This window comes from Pseudomonas sp. 14P_8.1_Bac3 (genome assembly GCF_025466085.1).
In the GTDB taxonomy this organism is placed as follows: Bacteria; Pseudomonadota; Gammaproteobacteria; order Pseudomonadales; family Pseudomonadaceae; genus Aquipseudomonas.
Genome location: NZ_JANLOD010000049.1, coordinates 358,216 through 380,902, shown reverse-complemented (window position 1 = coordinate 380,902; position 22,687 = coordinate 358,216). Strand labels below are relative to the sequence as shown.

Here is a 22,687-nt window from a genome sequence, read left to right as displayed (position 1 = left end):
ATGCCACACGTTTTTTCAGCGGGAGCGCCCCGGGGGGGTTTGACCCCCGGGGGGCCGAGGGGCCGATCATGGTTCGTTAGGGCTGACCTGGATATTCCCGGGCAAGGCTTTCACGGAAACGGCGGCAACCCCGCCATAACAACAACACCGTCAACGCCGAAGCACCAGCAATTACCAGCGACATGGACGAGCCCACTGCCGCCGGCGAGCCAAAGTAGCGGTCGGTCAACAGCGCCACCAGCGTGGTGCCCAGGCCCAACCCCAGCAGATTACTGATCAGCAGGAACACCGCCGAGACCTGCGCCCGCACCTGATTCGGCGCGAGGATCTGCATCGCCGCCGTGGACGCCGGCATCGGGAACGAGGCGAAGAACATCGCCGGCACCAGCAGCGTCACCGACAGCCATAGCTGATCGACTTGCGGGAACAGTACGGCCGGCACCGCCATGCCGAAGGCGCCGATCACTCCGGTGCGCATCGCGGCGTCCTGATAGCCTTTTTTGGCCAGGTAATCGGTGAGCCATCCACCGAACAGCACACCCGCGGTGTTGGCCAGCAACAGCACAGTGCCGAGCATGTAGCCCGCCTCCACCGGTGTCAGGCCGAACTTGCGAATGTACAGCGCCGGGCTCCAGCTCATCATGCAGAACAGCGCCATGGCGTAGAACGAAAAGCCCAGGTAATGGCAGAAGAACGTGGCGCGGTGCCGGCCGAGGAAGCGCATGCCATCGCCCAACGCCACCTTCCGGGCCCGGCCCTGTGCATCGACTTGCAGGCCCTTGCGCGCCGGGTCGCGGACGGTCAGCCAGATCAACAGGCCCACCAGAATCCCAGGCAGGCCGACAATGAAAAACGCCAGCTGCCAGGCCTTCATCGCGCCGAGAAACGCGACCTCGATGGTGTTCATGTCCTTGAGCATGGCGATCACGTAGCCGCCGACCAGGAACGCCAGACCGCCACCGACGAACGAGCCGATCGAGTAGATGCCGACTGCGCGACCGAGTTTCTCCTTGGGGAACATGTCGCTGAACATCGAGTACGCCGAGGGCGACAGGGCCGCTTCGCCGACGCCGACGCCGATGCGCGCGAGGAACATGTGCAGGAAGTTCTTGCTCAGGCCGCAGGCGGCCGTCATCAGACTCCAGACCACCACGCCCACGGCGATGATCTTCGGACGGGAGAAACGGTCGGCCAGGTAGGCTATGGGCATGCCCATGAAGGCGTAGAACAACGAAAAGGCCAGACCGTGCAGCAAGCTGAACTGGGTGTCGCTGATCTGCAGGTCGGCTTTGATCGGTTCGATCATCAACGCCAGAATCTGCCGGTCCACGAAGGAAAAGATGTAGGCGATCATGCACAGACCCACCACATACCATTCGTAGACGTAGGTTTTCTTTTTCTGCAGGACCGCGTTATCGACCTGAATATTCACGAGTGTTTGCTCCTCTTGGAATCCGCTCATGCGCGCAGCGCGCCGGGTGACGGTGCACAGGGCACCGTCTGGGAAATTGCGGGGCAGATGCAAAGGACAATGGGTTGGAACATGGTCGGGCCTCTTGTTTTTATGGGTTCAACACGCTTACCAGAACTTCCAGGTGTAGGTGGTGGCAACACGGAATTCGTTGTAGTCGTAACCGTACTTCTGCTTCACGTCGATGTTGCGCAGGTCCAGCCCGAGGCCTTGCAGCGGCCCGCTTTGCACCACGTAGTTGAGCCCCAGGTAGCGTTCGCTTTCCTGGTTGTCGCTCAGGTAGGCGCCGCGGTTCCAGTTCGTGCCCTTGGTGTAGCGGGTGTAGAACTTCAGCCCCGGCATGCCCATGCCGGCAAAGTCATAGCCGTAGCGCGCCGACCAGGACTTCTCCCCCGGGCGGACAAACCCCAGGGACGACCAGTGCACCAGGTAAGGTTGCGGGATGTAGCCGTTCATAGTCGGGAACACGCTGTCACCAAGCATGCGCTGGTAACTGACGCCGAACATGTGCGCACTCTTGAGCAAGGTGAACAAGGCGCCGTAGGAACGGTTGTCGATCTCGCCGTTCAACGCCTTGCCATCTTCGTTGTTATTGAAGTAACGCAAGTCGGTTTTGAGTTTGTAGCCATTGCCCAGGTCGGCCATATGCATCAGGCCGACATAGTGCTGCTGGTAGATATCGTGCAGCACGCCATAGAAATAACTGGCCTGCAGGTTTTTGCTGATGTCATAAGTGGCGCCGCCGAAGTCCAGGCCATCACTGTCGAGATTATCGGTGGAGCCGTATTTGTAGAGTTTCTCGTGATTGGAAGATTCTCGTGTCGCAGCAGACCAGAAGCGGCCGCCGGTCAACGTCAACCCGTCGACTTCCTTGGACTCGACCACGGCACCTTGATAGATGGTATCCAACTGACGACTGGGGTCATCGAACGCCACCGGCAATTGCGGGCGCAGATCACCGACCTTCAGCTCGGTCTTGCTGTAGCGCATCTTGAAGGTGGCGCCGGCGCGACTGTAGTCATCGGCCGTTTGCCGGTCACGGACGCTATACGGCAGCGAACCGTCATTGCCCGACGAATCCAGGCGCACGGCGTATTGCGCATCCACATCAAGGCCGATGGCCAGGGCGGTGTCGGTGTAGCCGGAGGTGAACTGCGCGTCGAAACCCTGGGACCAACTGTGCACTTCGGAATCCGGCGCCTGGGTATTGGTGTAGTTACGGTGCAGATAGAAGTTACGCGCCTCCACTTTGAAGTGACTGTCATCAATAACATCAGCTTGTGCGGCCAGTGGTGAACAGATCACCCCCAACACACTGGCAATACCGAGCCCACGGCAAGGTTGTTTTACTCGATACATCTAACATCTCCACATCTGTATGTGCCTGGGCACTGTTTTTATAGGAGCAGAATCAAACGAAAGAACCGCCAATAGGGGGTTCGAGCAGGGTCTTTTGTTGTTATGGGGTAAAACGCCAGGCGGGCTAAATGGAACGGTCCGCCACGGCGACACGCCTGTTGTTTATCCAAGGTAAGTCAGTAGACGCCGCGCCGATATCAAGATGAACAGCATCCGCAGAGGGGAAATCTCCCGCCCGGCTAAAGGTTTCCCTTAGTCAGCTCACAAGCGACAGGTGATGGTGCACGAGGTGTGCCTGGCAGCCTCCCCGATTACGCAGGCAACTCTCCAATTGCGCAGCCTGTTGAAGGCAGCTGACGGAAGGGCCGGGGCGCGGTTTTGCATCGGTTCCTGTCACGGGGCGTGGGAAAGCGGGATAACGCGAAAGCTGGCGATGGGTGACGCGTGAATCAGGCTGTCCGCGTCATCGTTTACGACCATCGTCGGAGCGCCGCCCGGAGCAAGCTCGCACCTACAGGGGGGGGGGTGCGTATAGCCAGTAAGGATGCGTCCGGGCGGGTAAAACGCCTATCCTTTCCTCTCATCAACTCCGGAGATCAGACATGGCCACCGCCGAATCCACCCTGCTCCAAAGCTGGCACCACAATGCCCACTCCTGGATTGAAGCGATCCGCAGCGGCAGCATCGAAAGCCGCCTCCAGGTCACCGATCAGGCCATCCTGCTGGCGGTACTGGGCCGCCAGCCCGGGCGCGTGCTCGACCTCGGCTGTGGCGAAGGCTGGTTGCTGCGGGCGCTGATTGACCGCGGCATCACGGCGGTCGGCGTGGATGGCGATGCAACGCTGGTCGAGGCGGCCCGGGCGGCGGGCGCTCCTCAGGTGCACCTGGCGACTTATGACGAGTTGGTCGACGCAACGGTGGACGTCGGCCGCGACTACGACCTGATCTGCGCCAACTTCGCCCTGCTGCACCAGGACATCATCCCGCTGCTCGCGGCCATGAATGCCTTGCTCGCGCCCGGTGGAGCGCTGGTGATCCAGACACTGCACCCGTGGGTGGCCGCGGCGGGCGATTACCAGGATGGCTGGCGCGAAGAAACGTTCGGCGGGTTCGAGGGCACGTGGCAGCCTATGCCGTGGTACTTCCGCACCCTGAGCAGTTGGCTCAATGCGCTGGACCTGGCCGGCTTTCGACTGGTCGGCCTGCAGGAACCGCAGCACCCACAGCGTCCTGTGCCGCAGTCGTTGCTGTTGGTGGCCGAGTTACAGCGGTAGGCAAGCGCCGCGCCGCTCAGCGACTGCCTCGCCAACACAGGCAAAGCACCACCAGAAACCCACCCATCGACATCAATGCAGCGCAGAGAAATATCGCCGCATAACCAAAACCGGAAGCGACCAGGCCCATGACCGGGCCGGCCATTCCCACGGCGATATCGAAGAATAAAGAAAGGGCACTGAGCGCCGAGTTGCGGTTGGCGGCCGGGGTGCTTGCGAGGGTTTCGACGCCAAGCCCCGGATAGACCCATGACACCCCTATCCCGGTCAGCGCACCGCCGGCAATGGCTAGCGCCGGCGAAGGCGCGAGCCATATCAGCAGCATGCCCACTGTCTGCACCAGCAGGCAGCCGCCCACCACTTTGTAGCCACGGTATCGCTGGAGTATTCCCGGTGAAGACAATCGGGCAACGATGAAACCCGCGCCGAAGCCACTCAGGCAGTAAGCGGCGTGGTCCCAGCCGAGGCTGTCGAAATACAAGGCGACGAAGGCCGTCAACCCGCCAAATCCCACCGAGCTGCAAACCAGCACCAGGCCGTTGGGCATGACCGCGAAAAGGACTCGATGAAAGGCCAGCCGCACACCTGCAACCAATGGCACCGGGCGCTTGCCCAGAGCCACCAGCAGGAACATCAGGCCAAGCAACACGGTGCACAGCCCGACACTGGCGATGCCCAACGCATTGCGCAGCAGCACACCCAACGGCGCGCCAACGGCCGTGCCGCCATAGGCTGCAATCCCGTTCCACGACATGACCTGTGCGGCCCGCGGCGCGCCGCATAAGCCGATGGCCCAGGTGCAGCACGGCGTGGAGATCATGGCCGTGGACGCCCCCAGCACCAGCCTCCCCAGCAGTAACAGCGTGAGGGTCAACCAGAGTGGCGCGTGCAGAAGCAGCGCGAGCGCCGTCAGCGTGCCGCTCAGCAGCAAGCCGCCGAAGCCACACACCACCGCGTATTTGGCCCCCAGGCGATCGGCCACGCCACCGGCTAACGGCCGGGCCAGGAGCGTTGCCAGGTACTGCGAGCTGATCAGCACACCGGCGAACACCGAGCTCAGGCCCAGGTCATTGAGGACATAGCCCGGCAGTCACTCGGGCGCAAGTCCACCGTCAGGTTGTCAATGAGCCGCGTGTTGCCGATGCGCGCCGCCACCAGGATCACAAAATGAGCATCGGCGTTGGTCACAGGATGCAGATCCTCGGCATTGCGGACTTCAAAGTATTCCAGCTGAAAACCGGCGTCGCTTATATGGTGATGACATTCGATCAACTGACGCTCGGCCACCCGTTTCTCGAGCCGGATAGACGCGGCCATCTTCTTCAGACAGGCGTAAAGGATCGGCGCAGCCGTGCGTTCCCGGTCCCCCAGATAGCCATTGCGCGACGACAGCGCCAACCCGTCGGCGGCCCGGACCGTAGGGGCCGCGACAATATCGATCGTCATATTGAGATCCCTGACCATCGTGCGGATGACAGCCAGTTGCTGGTAGTCCTTCTCCCCGAACACGGCCATGTCCGGCTGCACCATGTTCAGCAGCTTGAGGACGACCGTGGCCATGCCATCGAAGTGACCAGGGCGTACCGCACCGCAAAGCCCTTCGGATACGCCTGGCACGCTGACCAGAGTCTGGCTGTGCAAACCGTTCGGGTAGACCTGCTCGACCGTCGGCGCGAACAGCACGTCACAGCCGGCGTCGACCAGCTTCTCGCGATCGGCCTCGGGCGTTCGCGGATAGCTGGCCAGGTCTTCATTCACCCCGAACTGCAGCGGATTGACGAAGAGACTCGCAACGACAAAGTCAGCGTGCTGCCGTGCACAATGAATCAAGGCGATGTGGCCGTCATGCAAGTTGCCCATGGTCGGCACCAGCGCGATTTTCTTGCCTTCACCCCGGGCACGGGCCACGAGCGCACGCAGCGCGCCAACCGTATCGACTGTCAGCACCGCTTCACGCCTCTTTGGCCAAAAGCGCGTCGATGGCCTCGATCAGCCGCGGATCATCCGCCGCCACGTCAGGCGCGAAACGGGCGACGACCTTGCCGTGGCGATCGATCAGGAACTTCTCGAAATTCCACAGCACATCCGTGCTGTTGTCCGACGCAATGCCATAACCCTTGAGACGCTCGCGGAACGGGCCTTCACCGGTGGTTTCGGGCTGCGCGGCGGTCAGCTCGGCGTAGAGCGGATGCTGATCGGCACCGACCACCGAGATTTTCGAGAACAGCGCAAAGTGCACGTCATAGTTCGTGGAGCAGAACTCGACGATCTCGGCATCACTGCCCGGCTCCTGCTCCTTTCCACCAGCCAGTTGGCGCCACTGGCCGCTTCACTCAAATCACTGCAGGTCTGCAGATTGGCCAAGGATTGCCGGGCTTTTTCTTCGCTGACTTTGCCCCGATCCAGGGGCCGAGGCCGGTGGTCCGGTCCTGGCTTTTGGCCGCGAACAAGTCCATGCCAATCCCGGCCGGGCCACTGCGTTGCAGGTCGCGCGCACTGACGTCGTTGCCGACGGTGTAACCGAGCACGCAGGCCAACGGGTTTTCCAGGTCGATCTCGGCAGTGCCAATGACGGCCACCAGTTCCACTTCGTGATCGAGCTCTTCAGTCAACGGCGGAAAGCGGATCGGGTCATTGGCGCCGATCAGGGCGCCGTATGCCTTGAGAAAAGCCACCGGCTGGGCCGGTGCTTTCAAGCCGAATTCCACCAGATGCTTGGCGTAATTGGCGCCCGCCACGACCACCCGGTTAACCGGTTCAATCGGCGGCAGCAGGCGTACTTTGGACAGTGGCAGCGATGGCCCGGCGAAACGCACCGAGCTGATACCGCGTCCGGCTGCCACGGCGGGCGCCCATTCGTTGAAATCACCAAAAATGGGCGTTACCTGGTCCTGAGCTTCATCGACCACAGCCCAGAAAATGCCCGTAGCAAAATACTCACAACGCGCCAGCTTCATCAGGCACCTACCTTGCCCAACTTGGCCGGATCGATGTGCAGCAAACGGCAGGCGTTTTCATAGCGAATCTTGCGCAAGTCGGCATCGGACAACTTGAGGCCGTGGGTCAGGTCGTGGCGTACGGCGTCGCTGCCACCGAAGTTGCTGCCGTAGAGCACGTGGTCGGCGCCGATGATGTCGACCAGGGCCTGGCGCATCGGCACTTCATGCAGCTCGACGTCGAAGTAGAAGTTCTTCATGTACTCGAGCAACGGCTTCTTGTTGTATTTGACGTCGAGGTTTTCGTTGGTCTTGGCCAGACGACCCAGCTGATACGGCACATAGCCGCCACCGTGGGTGATGTACACCTTCAGGTCAGGGAAACGGTCAAGCACACCGCCGCAGATCAGGTTCCAGAAGCAACGGCTTTCGTCGTACTGCATGCCCACGATCGCCGTGGTTTCGTAACGATCGTCGTTGGCGTTCTTGCCCCAGGTCACTGACTGGTTGTAGCCGTGAATGAACATCGGCAGATCCAGGTCGCAGAGGGTTTTCCACACCACGTCGAGTTCCGGCGAATCGAATTCCAGACCGCCGAAGTTGGCGCCACCGGCCACCAGGCCCTTGGCGCCCAGCTCGGTGCAGGCATGACGCAGTTCAGCCGCCGCCGCTTCTGGCGCATTCAAAGGAACATGAGCCCAGAACATCAGGCGATCCGGAGCCGCGGAGCAGTACTCGGCCAGCGTGTTGTTGACGGTGCGGGCGAACGGAACGGCGAACTCGGCTTCAGTCCAGTACATGTAGCAGTGGGAGGGAACGGACACCACCTGCAGGTTCTGCCCTGCTGCATCCATACCGGCCAGGCGCACTTTCGGGTCAGCCCAGCGAGCGAAATACTCCTCAAGTTTGGGACCGTTACCGGAGCGCACGGCAGCCTTACGCTCTGGCGACCCGAGGCCCAGAATCCAGTCACCTACGCGCAGCTTGATATCGCCGTCGGCGTGTTGCTCGAAAAACGGCCCCCAGTGAGGGTGCTGGTTGTAATAGCCCGGATGGGGGGCGTGGGCGTGGAGATCGATCAGCATGTCCAGGTACCTCGAAGTTGGCACTTTTTTGTTGGTTTTTTGCGCGGTGCCTTCACGTGGCCAGAATCTGAGTTGCCGCGAAAAGGAGAAGCCTTAGGGCTCACTGCTACGACCAGAGCTTAAATTCAAATTGATCAGAAATCAAAATACTGTTCAATTTATTTTAAAGCGAGCTGAAGAAGCCCGCAGCAGAGCCTTCGCCGTTGTTCGAAAAATGTTGATCAAGTGCTGGAAAAGAGATTTTCAGCGAAGAAATTGCACACGAAAGCCGAGAGAAATCCGGCGCCCGGAAACGCAAAGCCCCCGATAAACGGGGGCTCTGGCTATTGCGAAGGGGGTAACGCTCGGAGATTAACGACGGGTGCGGGAAGTGGACCCCATGATCAACGCGCCCAGCAGTTTTTTCACGCGCACCGGGAACAGGCGACGCCCGGCCGCTTCCGGCACCAGGATTTCACTCAACACGTAACGAATGATCATTTCGCAGATCAGTTCGCGGTCGAGACGCACACCGAGGCGCTCATCCCAGTCGTCGAAGACGATGCCCAGGCCGTCCTGAAAGCGCACGATCGAATCGTGGAAAATCCGCCGAAAGAAACCCAGCGCATAGTCAGGGGCGACCACCAGCAAACGCCGCGCCCGGCTCTGCTCAAGGTAGTTGTCGAGATAGGCAAACAGCGCATTGAGGCGCGCTTCCGGATCGCTGATATGCCCCAGTTCCTGAGACAGCGAGCTGTGGAAACTTTCGCGTTTATGCCGGGAAAAGGTGTCCAGCAGGTCTTCTTGTGACGCGAAATAGCGATAAAAGGTGCCCCGCGAAACACCGGCAACCTGGCACACGTCGAGGATCGAAATACGGTCTGCGCCGGACATCAGCACCACTTCTTCCGTGGCCTTGAGGATATTGGCTATGGTTTCTTCCGAACGACGGTTCGGCTTGACCTTGGTCCCTGCCGCGGCATTGGCGGCGGTACGTCGCTCCAGCGGTTTTACCGGGGCCATCCCCGCTTCAGGCGAAGCTTTTTTTTTGGTTTTGGAGGCCGGCGTAGGCGCTTCTGCTTTCTGGGATGCGGCTTTTGGCATGGATTGAAGGGCTCATAAGGAGTAAAGATGCAGCGACATTAGCACAGGATCTGTGCATAAATAACACTATATGTTCAACTTATTGCTAAAGACATTTGATCAGTTTGTATATAGAATCCAATTCTCTATTAAAAATAAAATCAGGCCAGCCTTCCAGCGATGGGCGCCTAAAAGGAGAAAATTGATGGGCAGTAGCGGAAATCCAGAAACCTGGGCAGTGGGGGAACGAGACACTGTCATCGAAGCGCTAGATCGTGCGGTAGCAAGGCATCCAGACAAAATATTGCTGGATTTCAGCGGTTAGTTATACACATACGCTCAGGTTGACTCACTCTCGACCAAGATGGCCAACGCGCTAGCTACCCTGGGCATAAAAGCCGGCGATACCGTGCTGACGATGCTCGATAACAACATCGACGCGGTCACCACCTGGCTGGCCATCAACAAGCTCTGCGCCGTCAGTGTGCGATCAACACGCGCCGCGATATCGCTCAAGACCAGCCAAACGCACCGATCCGTATCGAGGCCATGGGCGCGGCGCTGAATCAGCCGTGGTCGTGGGATCAAATCTCCCTGACGAAAATGGCCGCTTTCGACGTTGGCGAAATGATGTGGGCGCGCACTGACTACACGCCGCAGGACGTTGGGTCCGCGCAGTTGTATGACAGTTTTTCGATATGGACGATGATCTGGCTGGAAGCCCTGGGCTTGTGCCCCGTCGGTGGAAGTGGCGCCTTTGTCGAGGGCGGCACGCGCATCGCGCTGGACGGCAGTTTGCCCATCAACACCAACGGCGGGCAACTGTCCGGCGGGCGAACCCACGGCCTAGGCTATGTACATGAAGCCTGCCTGCAACTGTGGGGGCGCGCCGAAGGTCGGCAGACCCGCGAGCACCGGGTCAGTACGGTGGCAGCCGGTGGCGGCCCGCTGGGGGGCAACCTGCTGCTGGTGCGCGAGTAACGGCGTGCCTCAGTAAAGTACGCCGGCCACTTCGTTGCAGAACTCGATCAGCGCCTTGCCCAGCTCGGCAAGGCCTTCTTCATCGCGCTGACCGCGGAACATCACGGCCGAGACGGTGAAATCGATGCTGTTGGTGGGCGAGTAGACCGGTGCCGCAATGGCCAGAATCCCCCCCGAGAAATGCCCGTCGTCCATCGCCCAGCCACGCTTGGCGGCTTGCCTGACCTCTTCACGATAGACCTCCAGCGAGAGGGGCTGGGCCCAGCGAATGGTCGCGAAGCTGCTCTGTATTTCCGGGTCGTCGAGGTCGATCTGGGTGGCGAACAACCGGCCGCTGGCGCCCATCAGAATGGGCAGACGCTGACCTTCGGCCATGTCGATCCGCACGTCGGTCGGGCTGGCCGCCGAGCTGACGATGACAATGCGGTCAGGGCTCATTTTGCGCCACAGGGTGATGGTCACTCGCTGCCGCGCCGCCAGGTTCTGCAACAGCGGTTTGGCCATCTGTACGCGGTGACCCTGGGTCACCAGCTGTTCAACCAGACGCGCCAGGCCCAGGCCCACGGAGTAACGCTTGGACATGGCGCTGAAGTCGACCACTTCCTCTTGCACCAGCGTGCGCAGGATGTTGAAGCAGGTGCTGGGGTTGATTTTCAATTGCCGGGCGATGTCCACCGAACGCTCCGGTGTGCCGACCTGACTGAGGTAACGCAGGATGCGTATGGCGTTGGAAACAGGCTTGACGATGGTTGCGCCGGCCGCTTTGGTGCTGTCGTTGACGTCAGTGAGGTCCATGCCCGATCCAGTAACTTTAAAGTGCGGTCATTCTAGCCTGAGAATGATTGGCGACGTAAAAGTTTTATCTGGGAATTAATCGAACATTTCAGTCGGGTTGTTTGACCAGTGGCTGGTAGATCAGGCGACGGGTTTGCAGGTCCTCGCGGCGAAAACGCTCGATCAGACGCTCCTGGGCATGGTCTGCCTGGGTCACGCGCATCTGCTGGCGTGAATAATCGAGCCAGGACTCGACGATAAAACGCTCGCTGTAGAGCTGCGGGTCCGCCATGTCGCGGTACAGGCGCCAGTTCTGCGCACCATTGCGCCGGCGTGTCTTGCCTGCCGCGTAGACGGCGGTCAGAAATTCATCCCGTTCCGGCGCCGCCACCTGATAGACGATTTCCACCGACACCGGTCCATCGGAGTGAGACACCGGACTGGCCAGCTGCAGTTTGTCGGTCAGCTGGACTTCGGCGAAATCGGCCTCCTGACCCAGTTCCACACGGCCATTGCGTGTCAGCGCGATGCCGGCCAGCAACAAAAACGCCGACAGCAAGAGGCTCTGGCTCAACCCCAGATACTGCGCCAGTGCCCCCCAAATCGCACCGCCAGCCGCCATCGAGCCCATCAGGATCAAGACATAGACCGAAGCGACCCGCGCCCGCACCCAATTGGCCGCATAAGTTTGCACCACCGTGGAGATGGTCGCGTTGACCGCCATCCAGCCAAAACCGGCGAGCAGCATCATGGCGCAGACCGCATAGCGATTGTGCGACAGCGCGGCGGTAAGCGTCGCCAGCGCAAAAGCGACGGCGCCGCTGATCAGCAGATAACGCATGCTCAATACGCAGTTCGATCGCGTTGCCGCTGCGAATCTTCTCGCGGTCTTCGGTGGACAGCCCGATGCCCTCGGTCAGATCACCATGGTCATAGGCGCCGCCAAAGTTGGTGCCATACAACAGCCGGTCAGCCCCCACCACTTCGGCGACACCACGGCGCAAGCCAGGCGCGTGAACGTCGAGGTCGAAGTAGAAGTTCTGCAGGTAATCCATCAACGGCCGCTGGTTGCGCGAATCCGGTGCCATGGCCCGGTTCAGTTCGCTGAGGCGCCCCAACTGGAACACCGCCATACCGCCGGCGTGGGTGATGTAGGTTTTCAGGGTCGGGAACACATCCAGCGCGCCGCCGCAAATCAAGTACCAGAAAAACAACGTTTCATCGACGCAGTCACCGACGATGGAGGTGGTTTCGAACTTGTCGTCCGTGTGTTTTTCGCCCCAGTAAATCGACTGGTTGAAGCCATGCACCATGATCGGCACATCCAGTTGCGTGAGCTTTTCCCACACCGGGAACAAGCGTTCATCGAGCGCTTCCAGACCATTGAAGTTGGCCCCGCCCACGCACACACCCTTGGCCCCCAACTGAGTCACCGCGCGTTCAATTTCCTTCGCCGCGTTCTGCGGGTCCGCGAGGTTGGCGTGGCACCAGAAATCGAAGTGATCGGGATCGGCGCGACAGAATGCCGACAACTCGTCGTTGCAGATGCGCGCGTACTCGTTGGCGAAGTCACCCGCCCAATACATGAAACAGTGGGACGGCGTGGACATCACCAGCTTGTCGACACCCCGCTCGGCCATCAGCTTGCGCCGACTGGCGTGGCTCATGCGCGCGAGGATGTTGGCCTGCGCTTCGGCGTCCGTCGCGGCTTTGGCCGGTTGCTTGGTACCGAGGGAAAAATGCCCGACGGTCAACCCTTGCACCTTCATGAAAGGGCCCCAGAATTCGTGACGGTTCAACATGCCCTCAGTCAGCAAGTGGGCGTGGACATCAATCAGCATGGCATTCTCCTTGTTGTAATCAGCCAGCAGACCCAACGCCCGACAGGCAGGACGTCCGGATCGATTTGTGGGAAAAATACATCGAGGACAATATAAACATATTTGAAATATCTGTTCATATTATTATTGGCGAATTATCGACGGGAGACGACCATGCGGTCTTGAGTTTTTGCGTTGATCGTTAGGACGCCATCGCCAGCAAGCCAGCGTCTGCAAGGGGCAACCCGCGTCAGGGCGGAGACAGCAACGCAAAAAAAAGCCCGACCAAAGTCGGGCATTTAAGAACAGCAAACACTCGGTCAGTCGGCGTACCGCAATCGCGCAGCACGACTTTCCCGCGCCTGGCCCCGCGTCGCCAGGCAGTAGTACAACGGACACGTCACCACCAACCCCACCAACCAGGACAAATCCGCGCCATCCACCACATTGGCATACGGCCCGACGTACAACGACGTGTTGGCAAACGGTAGCTGCACGATAATCCCGATGAAATACGCCACGATCGCATGCAGATTGAAGCGCCCGTAAACCCCGCCATCTGCACGGAAGATCGACGCAATGTCGTAGCTCCCCCGCTTGATCAGATAGAAATCGATCAGGTTGATCGAAGCCCATGGCACCAGCACCAGCAGCAGCGCCAGAATCAGCCCGATGAACTGTGAAATGAAATCCGCCGAAGCACCCAGCGCCACGACGCAGCAGCCGGCCAGCACCATGCTCGACAACACCACCCGAACCTTGATGCTCGGTGTCCACTGGCTGGCGAAGGTCTGGATCGAGGTGATGATCGACAGCACCGCGCCATACAGATTCAACGCGTTGTGACTGATGATGTTGAGCAGAAACAGCACCATCAGAATCGGCCCCAGCCACCCGGTCGATTGCTTCACGGCGGCCATCGCTTCGGTACCTTCCGGGGTCGCCAGCACCGCTACCGCGCCGAACGTAAACGACAGGATCGTACCCAGCGTTGCCCCCAGGTACGTGGCGATGAACGGACGTGCAATGCCGATATCCGCCGGCAGGTAGCGCGAATAGTCCGAGACATAGGGCGAGAAGCTGATCTGCCAGATGATCCCCAGCGACACCGTTGCCAGCCAGCCGGACAGGTTGAACCCACCGCGGGTGAAGAAATCTGCCGGCAGGTCATTGGCAAAAATGAACAGGAACCCGGCGAGCAAGGCGCTGCCCATGACCCAGGTGCCGATGCGGTTCAGGGTGTGGATGAAGCGGTAGCCGATCACCCCGATCGCGGTGGCACTGAGGGCGCCGATGAGGATGCTGGCGGGCACTGGCACTGACGGCGCGATGCCGACGATCGACTTGCCCGCGAGGACGATGTTGGAGATGAAAAAACCGATGTAGATGATCGCCGCGAAGAACACGATCAGCAGCGCGCCATACCGGCCGAATTGACCACGGCTCTGGACCATCTGCGGAATGCCCATGCGTGGGCCTTGCGCCGAGGCCAGTGCTATCACCAGACCGCCGATCATGTGCCCGAGCGCAATCGCCAGCAGCCCCCAGAACAGGTCGAGGTGGAACACTTGAACCACCATGGCACCGGTGACGATGGGCAGTGGTGCAATGTTGGTGCTGAACCATAAGGTGAACAGATCGCGGGCCTTCCCGTGGCGTTCCGCGAGTGGGACGTAATCGACCGTGTGATTTTCGATCAGGGGGTCTTGCCGGGACATCTGGGACATGTGCATGAACTCGAGTTTGTCTGATCTTATAGTTGTATGAAGCCAAACCGGGGGGACTCTCTGGCCCTCCCTCAGATGCCAGCCATATTATGGTATTCCAAACTTTTCACAAGACTGAACCGGTATTTTAACGTCCATCTGATGCGGCGTTCTGACGGATGACCGGTCACAGCGCGCCTCTATAAACCCCGAAATTGCTGGGTTAAACACCAAAAAACAACGTTTATCGGGTCATTGAAAAAGCCCTTGCAAACGATGTATTACGGTATACCATCAGACCTACAAACCCATAATAATCCGCTTCACCGCCAGAGGACCGTCCCATGATCGATGCCGCCATCTACAAACAAGTGATGGGTTCGTTTCCGTCCGGGGTCACCGTGATCACCACGCTGGATGACGACGGGCAGATCGTCGGCCTGACCGCCAGCGCCTTCAGCTCGCTGTCGATGGACCCGGCGCTGGTGCTGTTCTGCCCCAACTACAGCTCCGATTCCTATCCGGTCCTGATCAAGAACAAACGCTTCGCCATTCACGTTTTGTCGGGCGGCCAGCAAAGCGAAGCCTACGCGTTCGCGCGCAAAGGCAAGGACAAGGCGCAAGGCATCGACTGGACGTTGAGCGAGTTGGGCAATCCGATCCTGGCCAACGCCACGGCGGTGATCGAATGCGAATTGTGGCGCGAATATGAAGGTGGTGACCACGCGATCATGGTCGGTGCGGTGAAGAACCTGATCGTGCCCCAGCAGAATGCCGGGCCACTGGTGTATTGCCACGGCAAGATGGGCGCCCTGCCCGTCCTGGCCTGATACCTCTCACGTCCGGCTTGTGGGCGATGGTGTCAGTGAGATCGCCATCGCCGGCAGGCCGGCTCCCACAGGAAAGCGTGCAGCACAAATACTCCTGCGTTGCGAACATGATCTTGTGGGAGCTAGCCTGCTGGCGATGGCGTCCGTGAGATCGCCATCGCCGGCAAGCCTTACGCCTTATGTACGAAAACGACTGACCAACTGGTTCAACGTCTCCGACAACACCGTCAAATTCTTCGCATCCTGACGGGTCGAATCCGCCAGGCTCGCCACCAACTGTGCATCCCCATGAATCTGGCTGATATGCCGGTTGATGTCTTCGGCCACCTGATGCTGCTCCTCCGCCGCCGTGGCGATCTGCGTGTTCATGTCGCGGATCACGTCCACCGATTCACGGATCAGCCCAAAACTCTCCCGCGCCTCGTTGATCGACACCACCGTCTCCTGGGACACCTCCAGGCTGGCATGCATCTGCTTGCCCATCTGATGAGTACGTCGCGCCAGGTTACCGAGCAGGCCATCGATCTCGCCGGTGGAGTCCGCCGTGCGTTTGGCCAGCGCCCGCACTTCATCGGCCACCACGGCGAACCCGCGACCCTGCTCACCGGCGCGGGCGGCCTCGATCGCAGCGTTCAGCGCCAGCAGGTTGGTCTGCTCGGCGATCGAGCGGATGGTGCCGAGGATCGACTGGATGTCGTTACTGTCCTTTTCCAGTTGCTCCATGGCCTGAGCCGAGTGACCGATCTCCTGGCTCAAGCGCCCGACGTTATTCACCGCCGCATCGATCTGCTGCTGCCCGGTATGCGCCTGACGCTGGCCATTATCGGCCGAGTCAGCGGCCTGGCTGCAGGAGCGCGCGACTTCGTTGGAGGTAGCGACCATCTCATGAAACGCCGTGGACACCATATCCACCGCTTCACGCTGGCGCGAGGCAACTTCGGCCATTTCCACCGAGACTTCCGTGGCACTGCCGGAACTGCTGTGGATCTGCCCCGCGGCCTGACCGATGCGCTGGATCAGCGTGCGGATCGCTTCGAGAAACTGGTTGAACCAGCCCGCCAGCTGCGCCGTTTCATCCTGCCCGCGTACCGTCAGGCGCGCAGTCAGGTCGCCCTCACCCTGGGCGATGCCTTCCAGACCGCTGGCCACACCGCGAATCGGCTTGACGATCAACCCGGCGAACCAGGCCCCGGCCATGGCAAACAGTGCGCCGCAGACCAGCGCAATAATGGCAATGATCCAAGTGAGGCGCGTCGCCCCGGCCATCACTTCACTTTCCCGGACCACCCCGACAAACCGCCAGCCCAGCGCCTCGGATGGCCAGACGTAGGCCATGTAGCGCTCGCCCGCCAACTCGACCTCGACCAGGCCTTTGCCGGCTTCGCTCAACTGGCGGTAACCGTCGCCCAGTTCGCTGAGCTGCTTGAAGTTGTGCGCCGGATCATGGGGATCGACCAGCACGGTGCCATTGGCTTCCATCAACATCAGGTAGCCGTTGTCACCCAGTTTTATCTGCTTGACCAGGTCGGTCAGTTGCTTGAGCGAGACGTCGATGTTCACTACACCGCCGTTCACCCCCAGGCGATTGGCGAAACTCTGCACCGTGCTGACCAGCACCACATCATCGGCCGCCCAGTAATAGGCATCGGTGCGCAGGGTCTTGCCCGGTTGCGCCATCGCCGTTTTGTACCAGGGCCGCGTGCGCGGGTCGTAGCTGGCCAGTTTCGGATCGCCCGGCCAGAACACGTAGCCGCCGTCCTCAGTGCCCAATGACAGATAAGCGTAGGCCGAATGACTCTTGGCCAGCCCGGCGAACAGCTGGAACAGTTGCTGATCGTGCTCGCCCATCGCCACTTGCGCGGCATCGCTGGCCAGGTAGCGTTTCAAGTCGCCATTGAGGCTCTGCAACTGCGGATGTTCGGCCAGGTAGGCGACGTTCTGGCTGATGCCTTCGAAGAACAGCTGCATGGCGTTTTCGACCTGGCGGATCTCGCGCCCGCTGCTGTCGATAAAAGTGTCCCGCGCCTCCTGGCGCACGTTGAGGATGATCAGCACAGCGACCAGAATGACTGGCAGGCTGGCGATCGCCGCAAAAGCCAGGATCAATTTTTGTTTTATGTTCAAGCTCGCCTTCCTTGTGAGGTGAGTGATACGACCGTCGGAGAGAAATATTTTGCGGATATTCCATATTATGGTATACCAATAATCAATCAGCCGACCAGCCGTACTCCGCGACGCGCTCTACAACGGCGAGAACCCCCGGGAGCGCCAGCGCTCATTCCAGGCAACAGGCCCGCAGTCGACAGGCCAATCACAAAAGATTCGAGGTAAGCGTCATGAAATTTTCCCTGTTCGTGCACATGGAGCGCTGGGACGAAAGCGTCAGCCACCGTCAGTTGTTCGAAGACCTGACCGAACTGACCCTGATGGCCGAGGCCGGGGGGTTCAGCACGGTCTGGATTGGCGAACACCACGCCATGGAATACACCATATCGCCGAGCCCGATGCCGCTGCTGGCCTACCTGGCGGCGAAGACCACCACCATTCACCTTGGCGCTGGCACCATCATCGCGCCGTTCTGGCACCCGCTGCGGGTCGCCGGTGAATGCGCGCTGCTGGACGTGATCAGCAACGGCCGCATGGAAGTCGGTCTGGCCCGTGGCGCTTACCAGGTCGAGTTCGACCGCATGGCTGGCGGTATGCCCGCCTCTTCCGGCGGTCAGGCCTTGCGCGAAATGGTTCCGGTGGTCCGCGCGTTGTGGCAAGGCGATTACGCCCACAACGGCGAGATCTGGAAATTCCCGACGTCCACCAGCGTGCCGAAACCGATCCAGAAGCCGAACCCGCCGATGTGGATTGCCGCGCGCGATCCGGACTCGCACAACTTCGCCGTGGCCAACGGCTGCAACGTGATGGTCACGCCACTGATGAAGGGCGACGAAGAAGTCCTCGACCTGAAGAACAAGTTCCAGACCGCGCTGGACAACAACCCGGACGTGCCGCGTCCACAACTGATGGTGCTGCGCCACACCCACGTCCACGAGGCCAGCGATCCCGAAGGCTGGAAAGTCGGGGCCAAGGCTATCTCGAAGTTCTACCGCACGTTCGATGCCTGGTTCGGCAACAAGGAAACCCCGGTCAACGGCTTCCTCGCGCCGAGCCCGGAAGAGAAATTCGCCGCGCGCCCGGAATTCGAACTGGAAAGCCTGCACAAGACCGCCATGATCGGCACCCCGGACGAAATCATTCCGCGCATCAAGTATTACCAGGAACTGGGCGTCGACGAGTTCAGCTTCTGGTGCGATAACAGCCTGCCCCACGCGGAGAAGAAAAAATCCCTGGAGCTGTTTATCAAACACGTGGTCCCGGCGTTCCGCTGAGTCCACCACCGGCCCCCCGGACGCGAAGCCTGGGGGGCTGATTGACGTGTAGGGTCGATTCCCATGCAGATCGGTCGCCTCCCATCACTCGCCCTGCCCTCCGGCGCCGAGCAGTCCTATCTGCGCGGCGAATGGACCGCTTCGCATATCCATTTCAAGCGCCTGCGCGCCAGTGTTTCCGCCAAGCAGAACGGCTTCTGGCAAATAGTTCACTGAGCCCCCGAACAGACATTCACGCACGCTACGTCGCGCCATCGCGCGGCGTATGCGGTGCATTGTGCTTCGGCTCATGATCAGGTTTGCCCAATGAACAATAACAACGCGCTGTTGATCATCGACATGCAACAGGAGGACGGTTTCGTCCTCGAAAACTTCGACGCCGTCATCGCCAACACGGCGGCGCTGCTCGACACCGCCCGCAACCAGCGGGTCCCGATCTTCTTCACCCGTCATATTAACCAGGCCGACGGCAGCGACCTGCCCCGCGGCGAACCCCGTGCCGCAGACGGTGGCCCGAGCAGTTACCGCGCCGGCACCCGCCAGGTGGAGATCCTCCAACGCCTGGCGCCGCAGCCCGGCGAACAGGTCGTGGACAAAGGCCGCTACAGCGCTTTCCACGGCACCGACCTGGATACCCGCCTCAAAGCCCTGAACGTCGACACGCTGATCATCAGCGGCGTATTGACCGACGTCTGCGTCCTCAGCAGCGTGTTCGATGCGTTCGCCTTGGGCTATCACATCCGCCTGGTCAGCGATGCTTGCACCACGACCACCCTGGCGGGCCATCATTCGGCGCTGCTGATCATGGCCAACTGGGTGTACTCGCTGGAAATCCTCACCAGCAGCCAATGCGTGCACGCTCTCGACGGTCGCGACTACGTGAGCCTGATCCCGGACCGCCCGGACTGCTTCGCCCATCAGCCCCATGAGTTCGAAAGCACCATCGCCCGCTTGCAGACCCACCTCGCCCGGACTCAGGAGTGATCGCCATGCACGTCGAAAAAAGAACCATCGATTTCATCCCTGAGGCCGAGCGTCATGGCCAGCCCGGCTCGCTGTTTTTCATCTGGTTCGGCGCCAACATGAACATCACCACCATCGCCTCCGGCGTGTTACCGGTGGTCATGGGGCTCAACCTGTTCTGGAGCGCACTGGCGATCCTGGTCGGCTCGCTGTTGGGGGCGATATTCATGGCCTCGCATTCCGCCCAGGGACCGAAGCTCGGCATCCCGCAAATGATCCAGAGCCGCGCGCAGTTTGGCGTGCTCGGAGCGGTGCTGCCATTGTTGTTCGTGATGCTGATCTACCTCGGCTTCTTCGTCAGCAACACCTTGCTCGCCGCCCAGGCCCTGGCGTCCGTCAGCCCGTTGCCGGCGACAGGCAATGTCTACCTGATCGGCGCGTTGTGCTTCGTCGTTGCGTTGTATGGTTATCGGCTGATCCACCGCGTGCAGAAATGGCTGTCGCTGCTGTCGTTGGGGGTGTTCTTCGTCGCCACAGTGCTGGCATTGCAGTTGCCGATCGCGGCCGAACAATGGTTGCCGACGGGGTTCTCGCTGTCGAAGTTTCTGGTGGCGGTGAGCATCGCGGTCACCTGGCAACTGTCCTATGCGCCTTACGTCGCTGACTACTCGCGCTACCTGCCGAGCGCAACCTCCAGCGCAAAAGTTTTCTGGTACAGCTACGCCGGCACGGTCAGCGGCGGCGCGTGGATGATGATTCTCGGCGCGATCCTCAGCGTCGGCATCGCCGACTTTTCCAGCAACGTCGGTGGCCATGTGGCCCGGCTGTTCGGTAGCGGCGCGGTGCTGCTGTTCGTGTTCATCCTCTATGGGCAGGTGTCGATCAACGTCTTCAACCTGTATGGCGCGTTCATGTCGACCATCACCGTGATCGAGCCCTTCGCCCGACTCAAGGTCACGCCACGCGTGCGGGGTGTGTTCATGCTGCTGATCAGCCTGCTGGCCACGGCGTTGTGCACCATCAGTCAGGACGACTTCATCAACTTCTTCCTCAACTTCATCTTCTTCATGAGCTACTTCCTGATCCCCTGGACGGCGATCAATCTGGTGGACTACTACTGCCTGCGCAAAGGCCAGTACCGCATCGATGACATCTTCGACCTGAACGGGATCTACGGGCGGATCAACTGGATCGCCTGCGGCAGCTTCCTGATGGCAATCGCCCTGGAAATCCCGTTCATGAACACCACGCTTTACGTGGGCCCGGTGGCCAGCGCGCTGGACGGCGTGGACCTGGCCTGGATCGTCGGCCTGCTGGTGCCTGCGCTGAGTTATTACTGGCTGATGCGGCTGGGCAGGCGCGCGCCACGGGCCAGCGTGGTCTCTCGGTAAATCCGCGATGCACGGCGCCAATGCAAGATCGGCGCTGACGCTGTCGTGCGACACAGCGAGACTGAGGCGGCGGGGAATGGTAAAACTCATGACGAATTTTCTGTTCCTACCACCTCTAAAAGGACGCACCGGTGAAGTCATCCGCCCCGCCAGATCCAGGCACCACCGCCGAAGCGGGCCTGAGCCTGCAAACCCGCCTGATCGCCCTGGTGGTGGCGGTGACCTTCTTCATGGAAAACCTCGACGCGACGGTCATCGCCACTGCGCTGCCGACCATGGCCAGCGCATTCGGGATTACCGCGGTCGACATGAACGTGGGCATCACCGCCTATATCCTGGCGGTGGCGATCTTCATTCCGCTGTCGAGCTGGATCGCCGACCGTTTCGGCACCCGCCGCGTGTTCGCCGGCGCCATCATCGTGTTCACCCTCGCCTCGCTCCTGTGCGGACTCAGCCAGAACATCGAGCTGTTTGTCCTGGCCCGTGTGCTGCAAGGCATCGGCGGCGCGCTGATGGTGCCGGTGGGACGCCTGGCCGTGCTGCGCAACACCGACAAAAAAGACCTGGTGAAGATGATCGCGGTGATCACCTGGCCCGGCCTGGTCGCGCCGATTCTCGGGCCCGTGGTCGGCGGCCTGATCGTCACCCATGCATCATGGCCCTGGATCTTCTACGTCAACCTTCCCCTCGGGGTTCTGGCGTTGATCGCTGCACTGTGGCTGGTGCCCGAAGGACGAGAGGACAACGTTCGCCCCTTCGACGGCAAAGGATTCGCGTTGCTGGCCGGTGCCTGCGCCTGCCTTCTGGGCGGGCTCGAATGGCTGGGTAGCCAACACGGCAACGCCATGCTGGCAGGGTTGGCGCTGGTGCTCGCCGGTGTGATCCTCGGCGCATGGGCGGTGCACCACTGCCGCCATCACGCGCACCCGCTCTTGCCCCTCGGCACTGTCGCCATCAACACCTTCCGCGTCAGCATTTTCGGCGGCTCGCTGTTTCGCCTGGCCATCAGCGCCTTGCCGTTCCTGCTGCCGCTGCTGTTTCAGGTCGGCTTCGGCCTTTCCCCCGTCGACGCCGGGCTGTTGGTGCTGGCGGTCTTCGCCGGCAACCTGGCGATGAAGCCGTTCACCACAGCGATCATGCAACGCTTCGGCTTTCGCAACGTCCTGCTGGTCAATGGTGTCATCGGCGTGATGTCCATCCTCGCCTGCGCGCTGTTCACCGCCGACACGCCCTTCGCCTTGATCGCCACCGTGCTGTTCGTTGGCGGCCTGTCGCGATCCATGCAATTCACCTGCTACAACTCCATCGGCTTTGCCGACGTCCCGAAGGCGCGCATGAGCGAGGCCTCGGCGCTGTTCAGCATGTTTTTCCAACTGGCCATGGGCATGGGTGTGACGGTTGCGGCGTTGTTGTTGCGGGCGTCGATGTCGGTGCAAGGGCATGATTTGCAGGCGCAGGTGGGTGATTTTCGGATTGCATTTGTCGGGGTGGCGGTGTTGGGTTTTTTGGCATTGATCGATGTCATTCGGTTGCCGAAGGATGCCGGGGAAAGCGTGTTGAGACGCAGTTGATCGAAGCTGTTATTTCCTGCAGTTTTTGCCTCAAAAATTGTGCAATCACGTATCCCGCTGACGGACCGTTCTTACACAAATGCG

Annotated in this window: 15 protein-coding genes and 7 pseudogenes; 9 read left to right on the top strand and 13 right to left on the bottom strand. The window is 60.6% G+C overall.

Going from position 1 to position 22,687, the window contains the following annotated elements; genetic code table 11:
- Positions 1-76: 76 nt before the first annotated feature.
- On the bottom strand, positions 77-1,432 hold the full coding sequence (locus NTD84_RS16015) for a spinster family MFS transporter (RefSeq protein WP_262167221.1): 1,356 nt from the start codon (positions 1,430-1,432) through the stop codon (positions 77-79).
- Between the two features lie 147 nt (positions 1,433-1,579).
- Positions 1,580-2,830: an OprD family porin gene (locus tag NTD84_RS16010; RefSeq protein ID WP_262167219.1), complete on the bottom strand. Its 1,251-nt coding sequence runs from the start codon at positions 2,828-2,830 to the stop codon at positions 1,580-1,582.
- Positions 2,831-3,432: 602 nt separating this feature from the next.
- Between NTD84_RS16010 and NTD84_RS16005 the strand changes: the two genes are divergently transcribed.
- Entirely contained in the window at positions 3,433-4,104 is a 672-nt protein-coding gene (locus tag NTD84_RS16005; RefSeq protein WP_262167217.1) for a class I SAM-dependent methyltransferase, read from the top strand.
- 16 nt (positions 4,105-4,120) lie between these two features.
- Here the strand turns inward: NTD84_RS16005 and NTD84_RS16000 are convergent.
- From NTD84_RS16000 to NTD84_RS15975, 6 genes and pseudogenes are all read right to left on the bottom strand, one after another.
- Positions 4,121-5,194 (bottom strand): annotated as a pseudogene (locus tag NTD84_RS16000) (MFS transporter); the annotation flags it as partial.
- Entirely contained in the window at positions 5,161-6,051 is an 891-nt protein-coding gene (gene panC / locus NTD84_RS15995; protein WP_262167215.1) for a pantoate--beta-alanine ligase, read from the bottom strand. The gene panC and the pseudogene NTD84_RS16000, both read right to left, overlap by 34 nt.
- A 4-nt stretch (positions 6,052-6,055) precedes the next feature.
- Positions 6,056-6,403: pseudogene (locus NTD84_RS15990) on the bottom strand (glutathione peroxidase); the annotation flags it as partial.
- 91 nt (positions 6,404-6,494) lie between these two features.
- Positions 6,495-7,061, bottom strand: a pseudogene (locus tag NTD84_RS15985) (fumarylacetoacetate hydrolase family protein); the annotation flags it as partial.
- Positions 7,061-8,125 carry an amidohydrolase family protein gene (locus tag NTD84_RS15980; protein WP_262167213.1) on the bottom strand — a complete coding sequence of 355 codons (1,065 nt, stop codon included), beginning with the start codon at positions 8,123-8,125 and terminating at the stop codon, positions 7,061-7,063. The gene NTD84_RS15980 and the pseudogene NTD84_RS15985, both read right to left, overlap by 1 nt.
- A 351-nt stretch (positions 8,126-8,476) precedes the next feature.
- Positions 8,477-9,208: a TetR/AcrR family transcriptional regulator gene (locus NTD84_RS15975; protein ID WP_262167211.1), complete on the bottom strand. Its 732-nt coding sequence runs from the start codon at positions 9,206-9,208 to the stop codon at positions 8,477-8,479.
- 319 nt (positions 9,209-9,527) lie between these two features.
- Between NTD84_RS15975 and NTD84_RS15970 the strand changes: the two are divergent.
- Together NTD84_RS15970 and NTD84_RS15965 are read left to right on the top strand one after the other, a co-directional pair.
- A pseudogene (locus tag NTD84_RS15970) lies at positions 9,528-9,752 on the top strand (AMP-binding protein); the annotation flags it as partial.
- Positions 9,677-10,168, top strand: a pseudogene (locus NTD84_RS15965) (thiolase C-terminal domain-containing protein); the annotation flags it as partial. The pseudogenes NTD84_RS15970 and NTD84_RS15965, both read left to right, overlap by 76 nt.
- Positions 10,169-10,177: 9 nt before the next feature.
- Here NTD84_RS15965 and NTD84_RS15960 read toward each other — a convergent pair.
- The 4 genes and pseudogenes from NTD84_RS15960 to NTD84_RS15945 all read right to left on the bottom strand — a co-directional run bounded on the left by NTD84_RS15960 (position 10,178) and on the right by NTD84_RS15945 (position 14,489).
- Positions 10,178-10,963: an IclR family transcriptional regulator gene (locus NTD84_RS15960; RefSeq protein WP_262167207.1), complete on the bottom strand. Its 786-nt coding sequence runs from the start codon at positions 10,961-10,963 to the stop codon at positions 10,178-10,180.
- An 88-nt stretch (positions 10,964-11,051) separates the two neighbouring features.
- Positions 11,052-11,792 (bottom strand): annotated as a pseudogene (locus NTD84_RS15955) (MFS transporter); the annotation flags it as partial.
- A gap of 1 nt (position 11,793) precedes the next feature.
- Positions 11,794-12,783: pseudogene (locus NTD84_RS15950) on the bottom strand (amidohydrolase family protein); the annotation flags it as partial.
- Positions 12,784-13,082: 299 nt separating this feature from the next.
- Positions 13,083-14,489 carry a purine-cytosine permease family protein gene (locus NTD84_RS15945; RefSeq protein ID WP_262167205.1) on the bottom strand — a complete coding sequence of 469 codons (1,407 nt, stop codon included), beginning with the start codon at positions 14,487-14,489 and terminating at the stop codon, positions 13,083-13,085.
- A gap of 323 nt (positions 14,490-14,812) precedes the next feature.
- On the opposite strand from NTD84_RS15945, the gene NTD84_RS15940 reads away from it, so the two are divergent.
- Entirely contained in the window at positions 14,813-15,298 is a 486-nt protein-coding gene (locus tag NTD84_RS15940; protein ID WP_262167203.1) for a flavin reductase family protein, read from the top strand.
- Positions 15,299-15,475: 177 nt separating this feature from the next.
- Here NTD84_RS15940 and NTD84_RS15935 read toward each other — a convergent pair whose 3' ends face one another.
- Positions 15,476-17,422, bottom strand: coding sequence for a methyl-accepting chemotaxis protein (locus NTD84_RS15935; protein WP_262167201.1), 1,947 nt, complete (start codon positions 17,420-17,422; stop codon positions 15,476-15,478).
- A 212-nt stretch (positions 17,423-17,634) separates the two neighbouring features.
- Here NTD84_RS15935 and NTD84_RS15930 point away from each other — a divergent pair, with 212 nt between their 5' ends.
- The 5 genes from NTD84_RS15930 (at position 17,635) to NTD84_RS15910 (ending at position 22,603) form a co-directional block, all read left to right on the top strand.
- The gene (locus NTD84_RS15930) at positions 17,635-18,678 is read left to right on the top strand and encodes an LLM class flavin-dependent oxidoreductase (protein ID WP_262167199.1); all 1,044 of its coding nucleotides are present in this window, start codon (positions 17,635-17,637) and stop codon (positions 18,676-18,678) included.
- A gap of 63 nt (positions 18,679-18,741) precedes the next feature.
- Entirely contained in the window at positions 18,742-18,894 is a 153-nt protein-coding gene (locus NTD84_RS15925; protein WP_262167197.1) for a hypothetical protein, read from the top strand.
- A 90-nt stretch (positions 18,895-18,984) separates the two neighbouring features.
- Entirely contained in the window at positions 18,985-19,662 is a 678-nt protein-coding gene (locus tag NTD84_RS15920) for an isochorismatase family cysteine hydrolase (protein WP_262167195.1), read from the top strand.
- 5 nt (positions 19,663-19,667) lie between these two features.
- Positions 19,668-21,032, top strand: coding sequence for a purine-cytosine permease family protein (locus NTD84_RS15915; protein WP_262167193.1), 1,365 nt, complete (start codon positions 19,668-19,670; stop codon positions 21,030-21,032).
- Between the two features lie 179 nt (positions 21,033-21,211).
- Positions 21,212-22,603, top strand: coding sequence for a DHA2 family efflux MFS transporter permease subunit (locus NTD84_RS15910; RefSeq protein WP_262167247.1), 1,392 nt, complete (start codon positions 21,212-21,214; stop codon positions 22,601-22,603).
- Positions 22,604-22,687 lie beyond the last annotated feature (84 nt).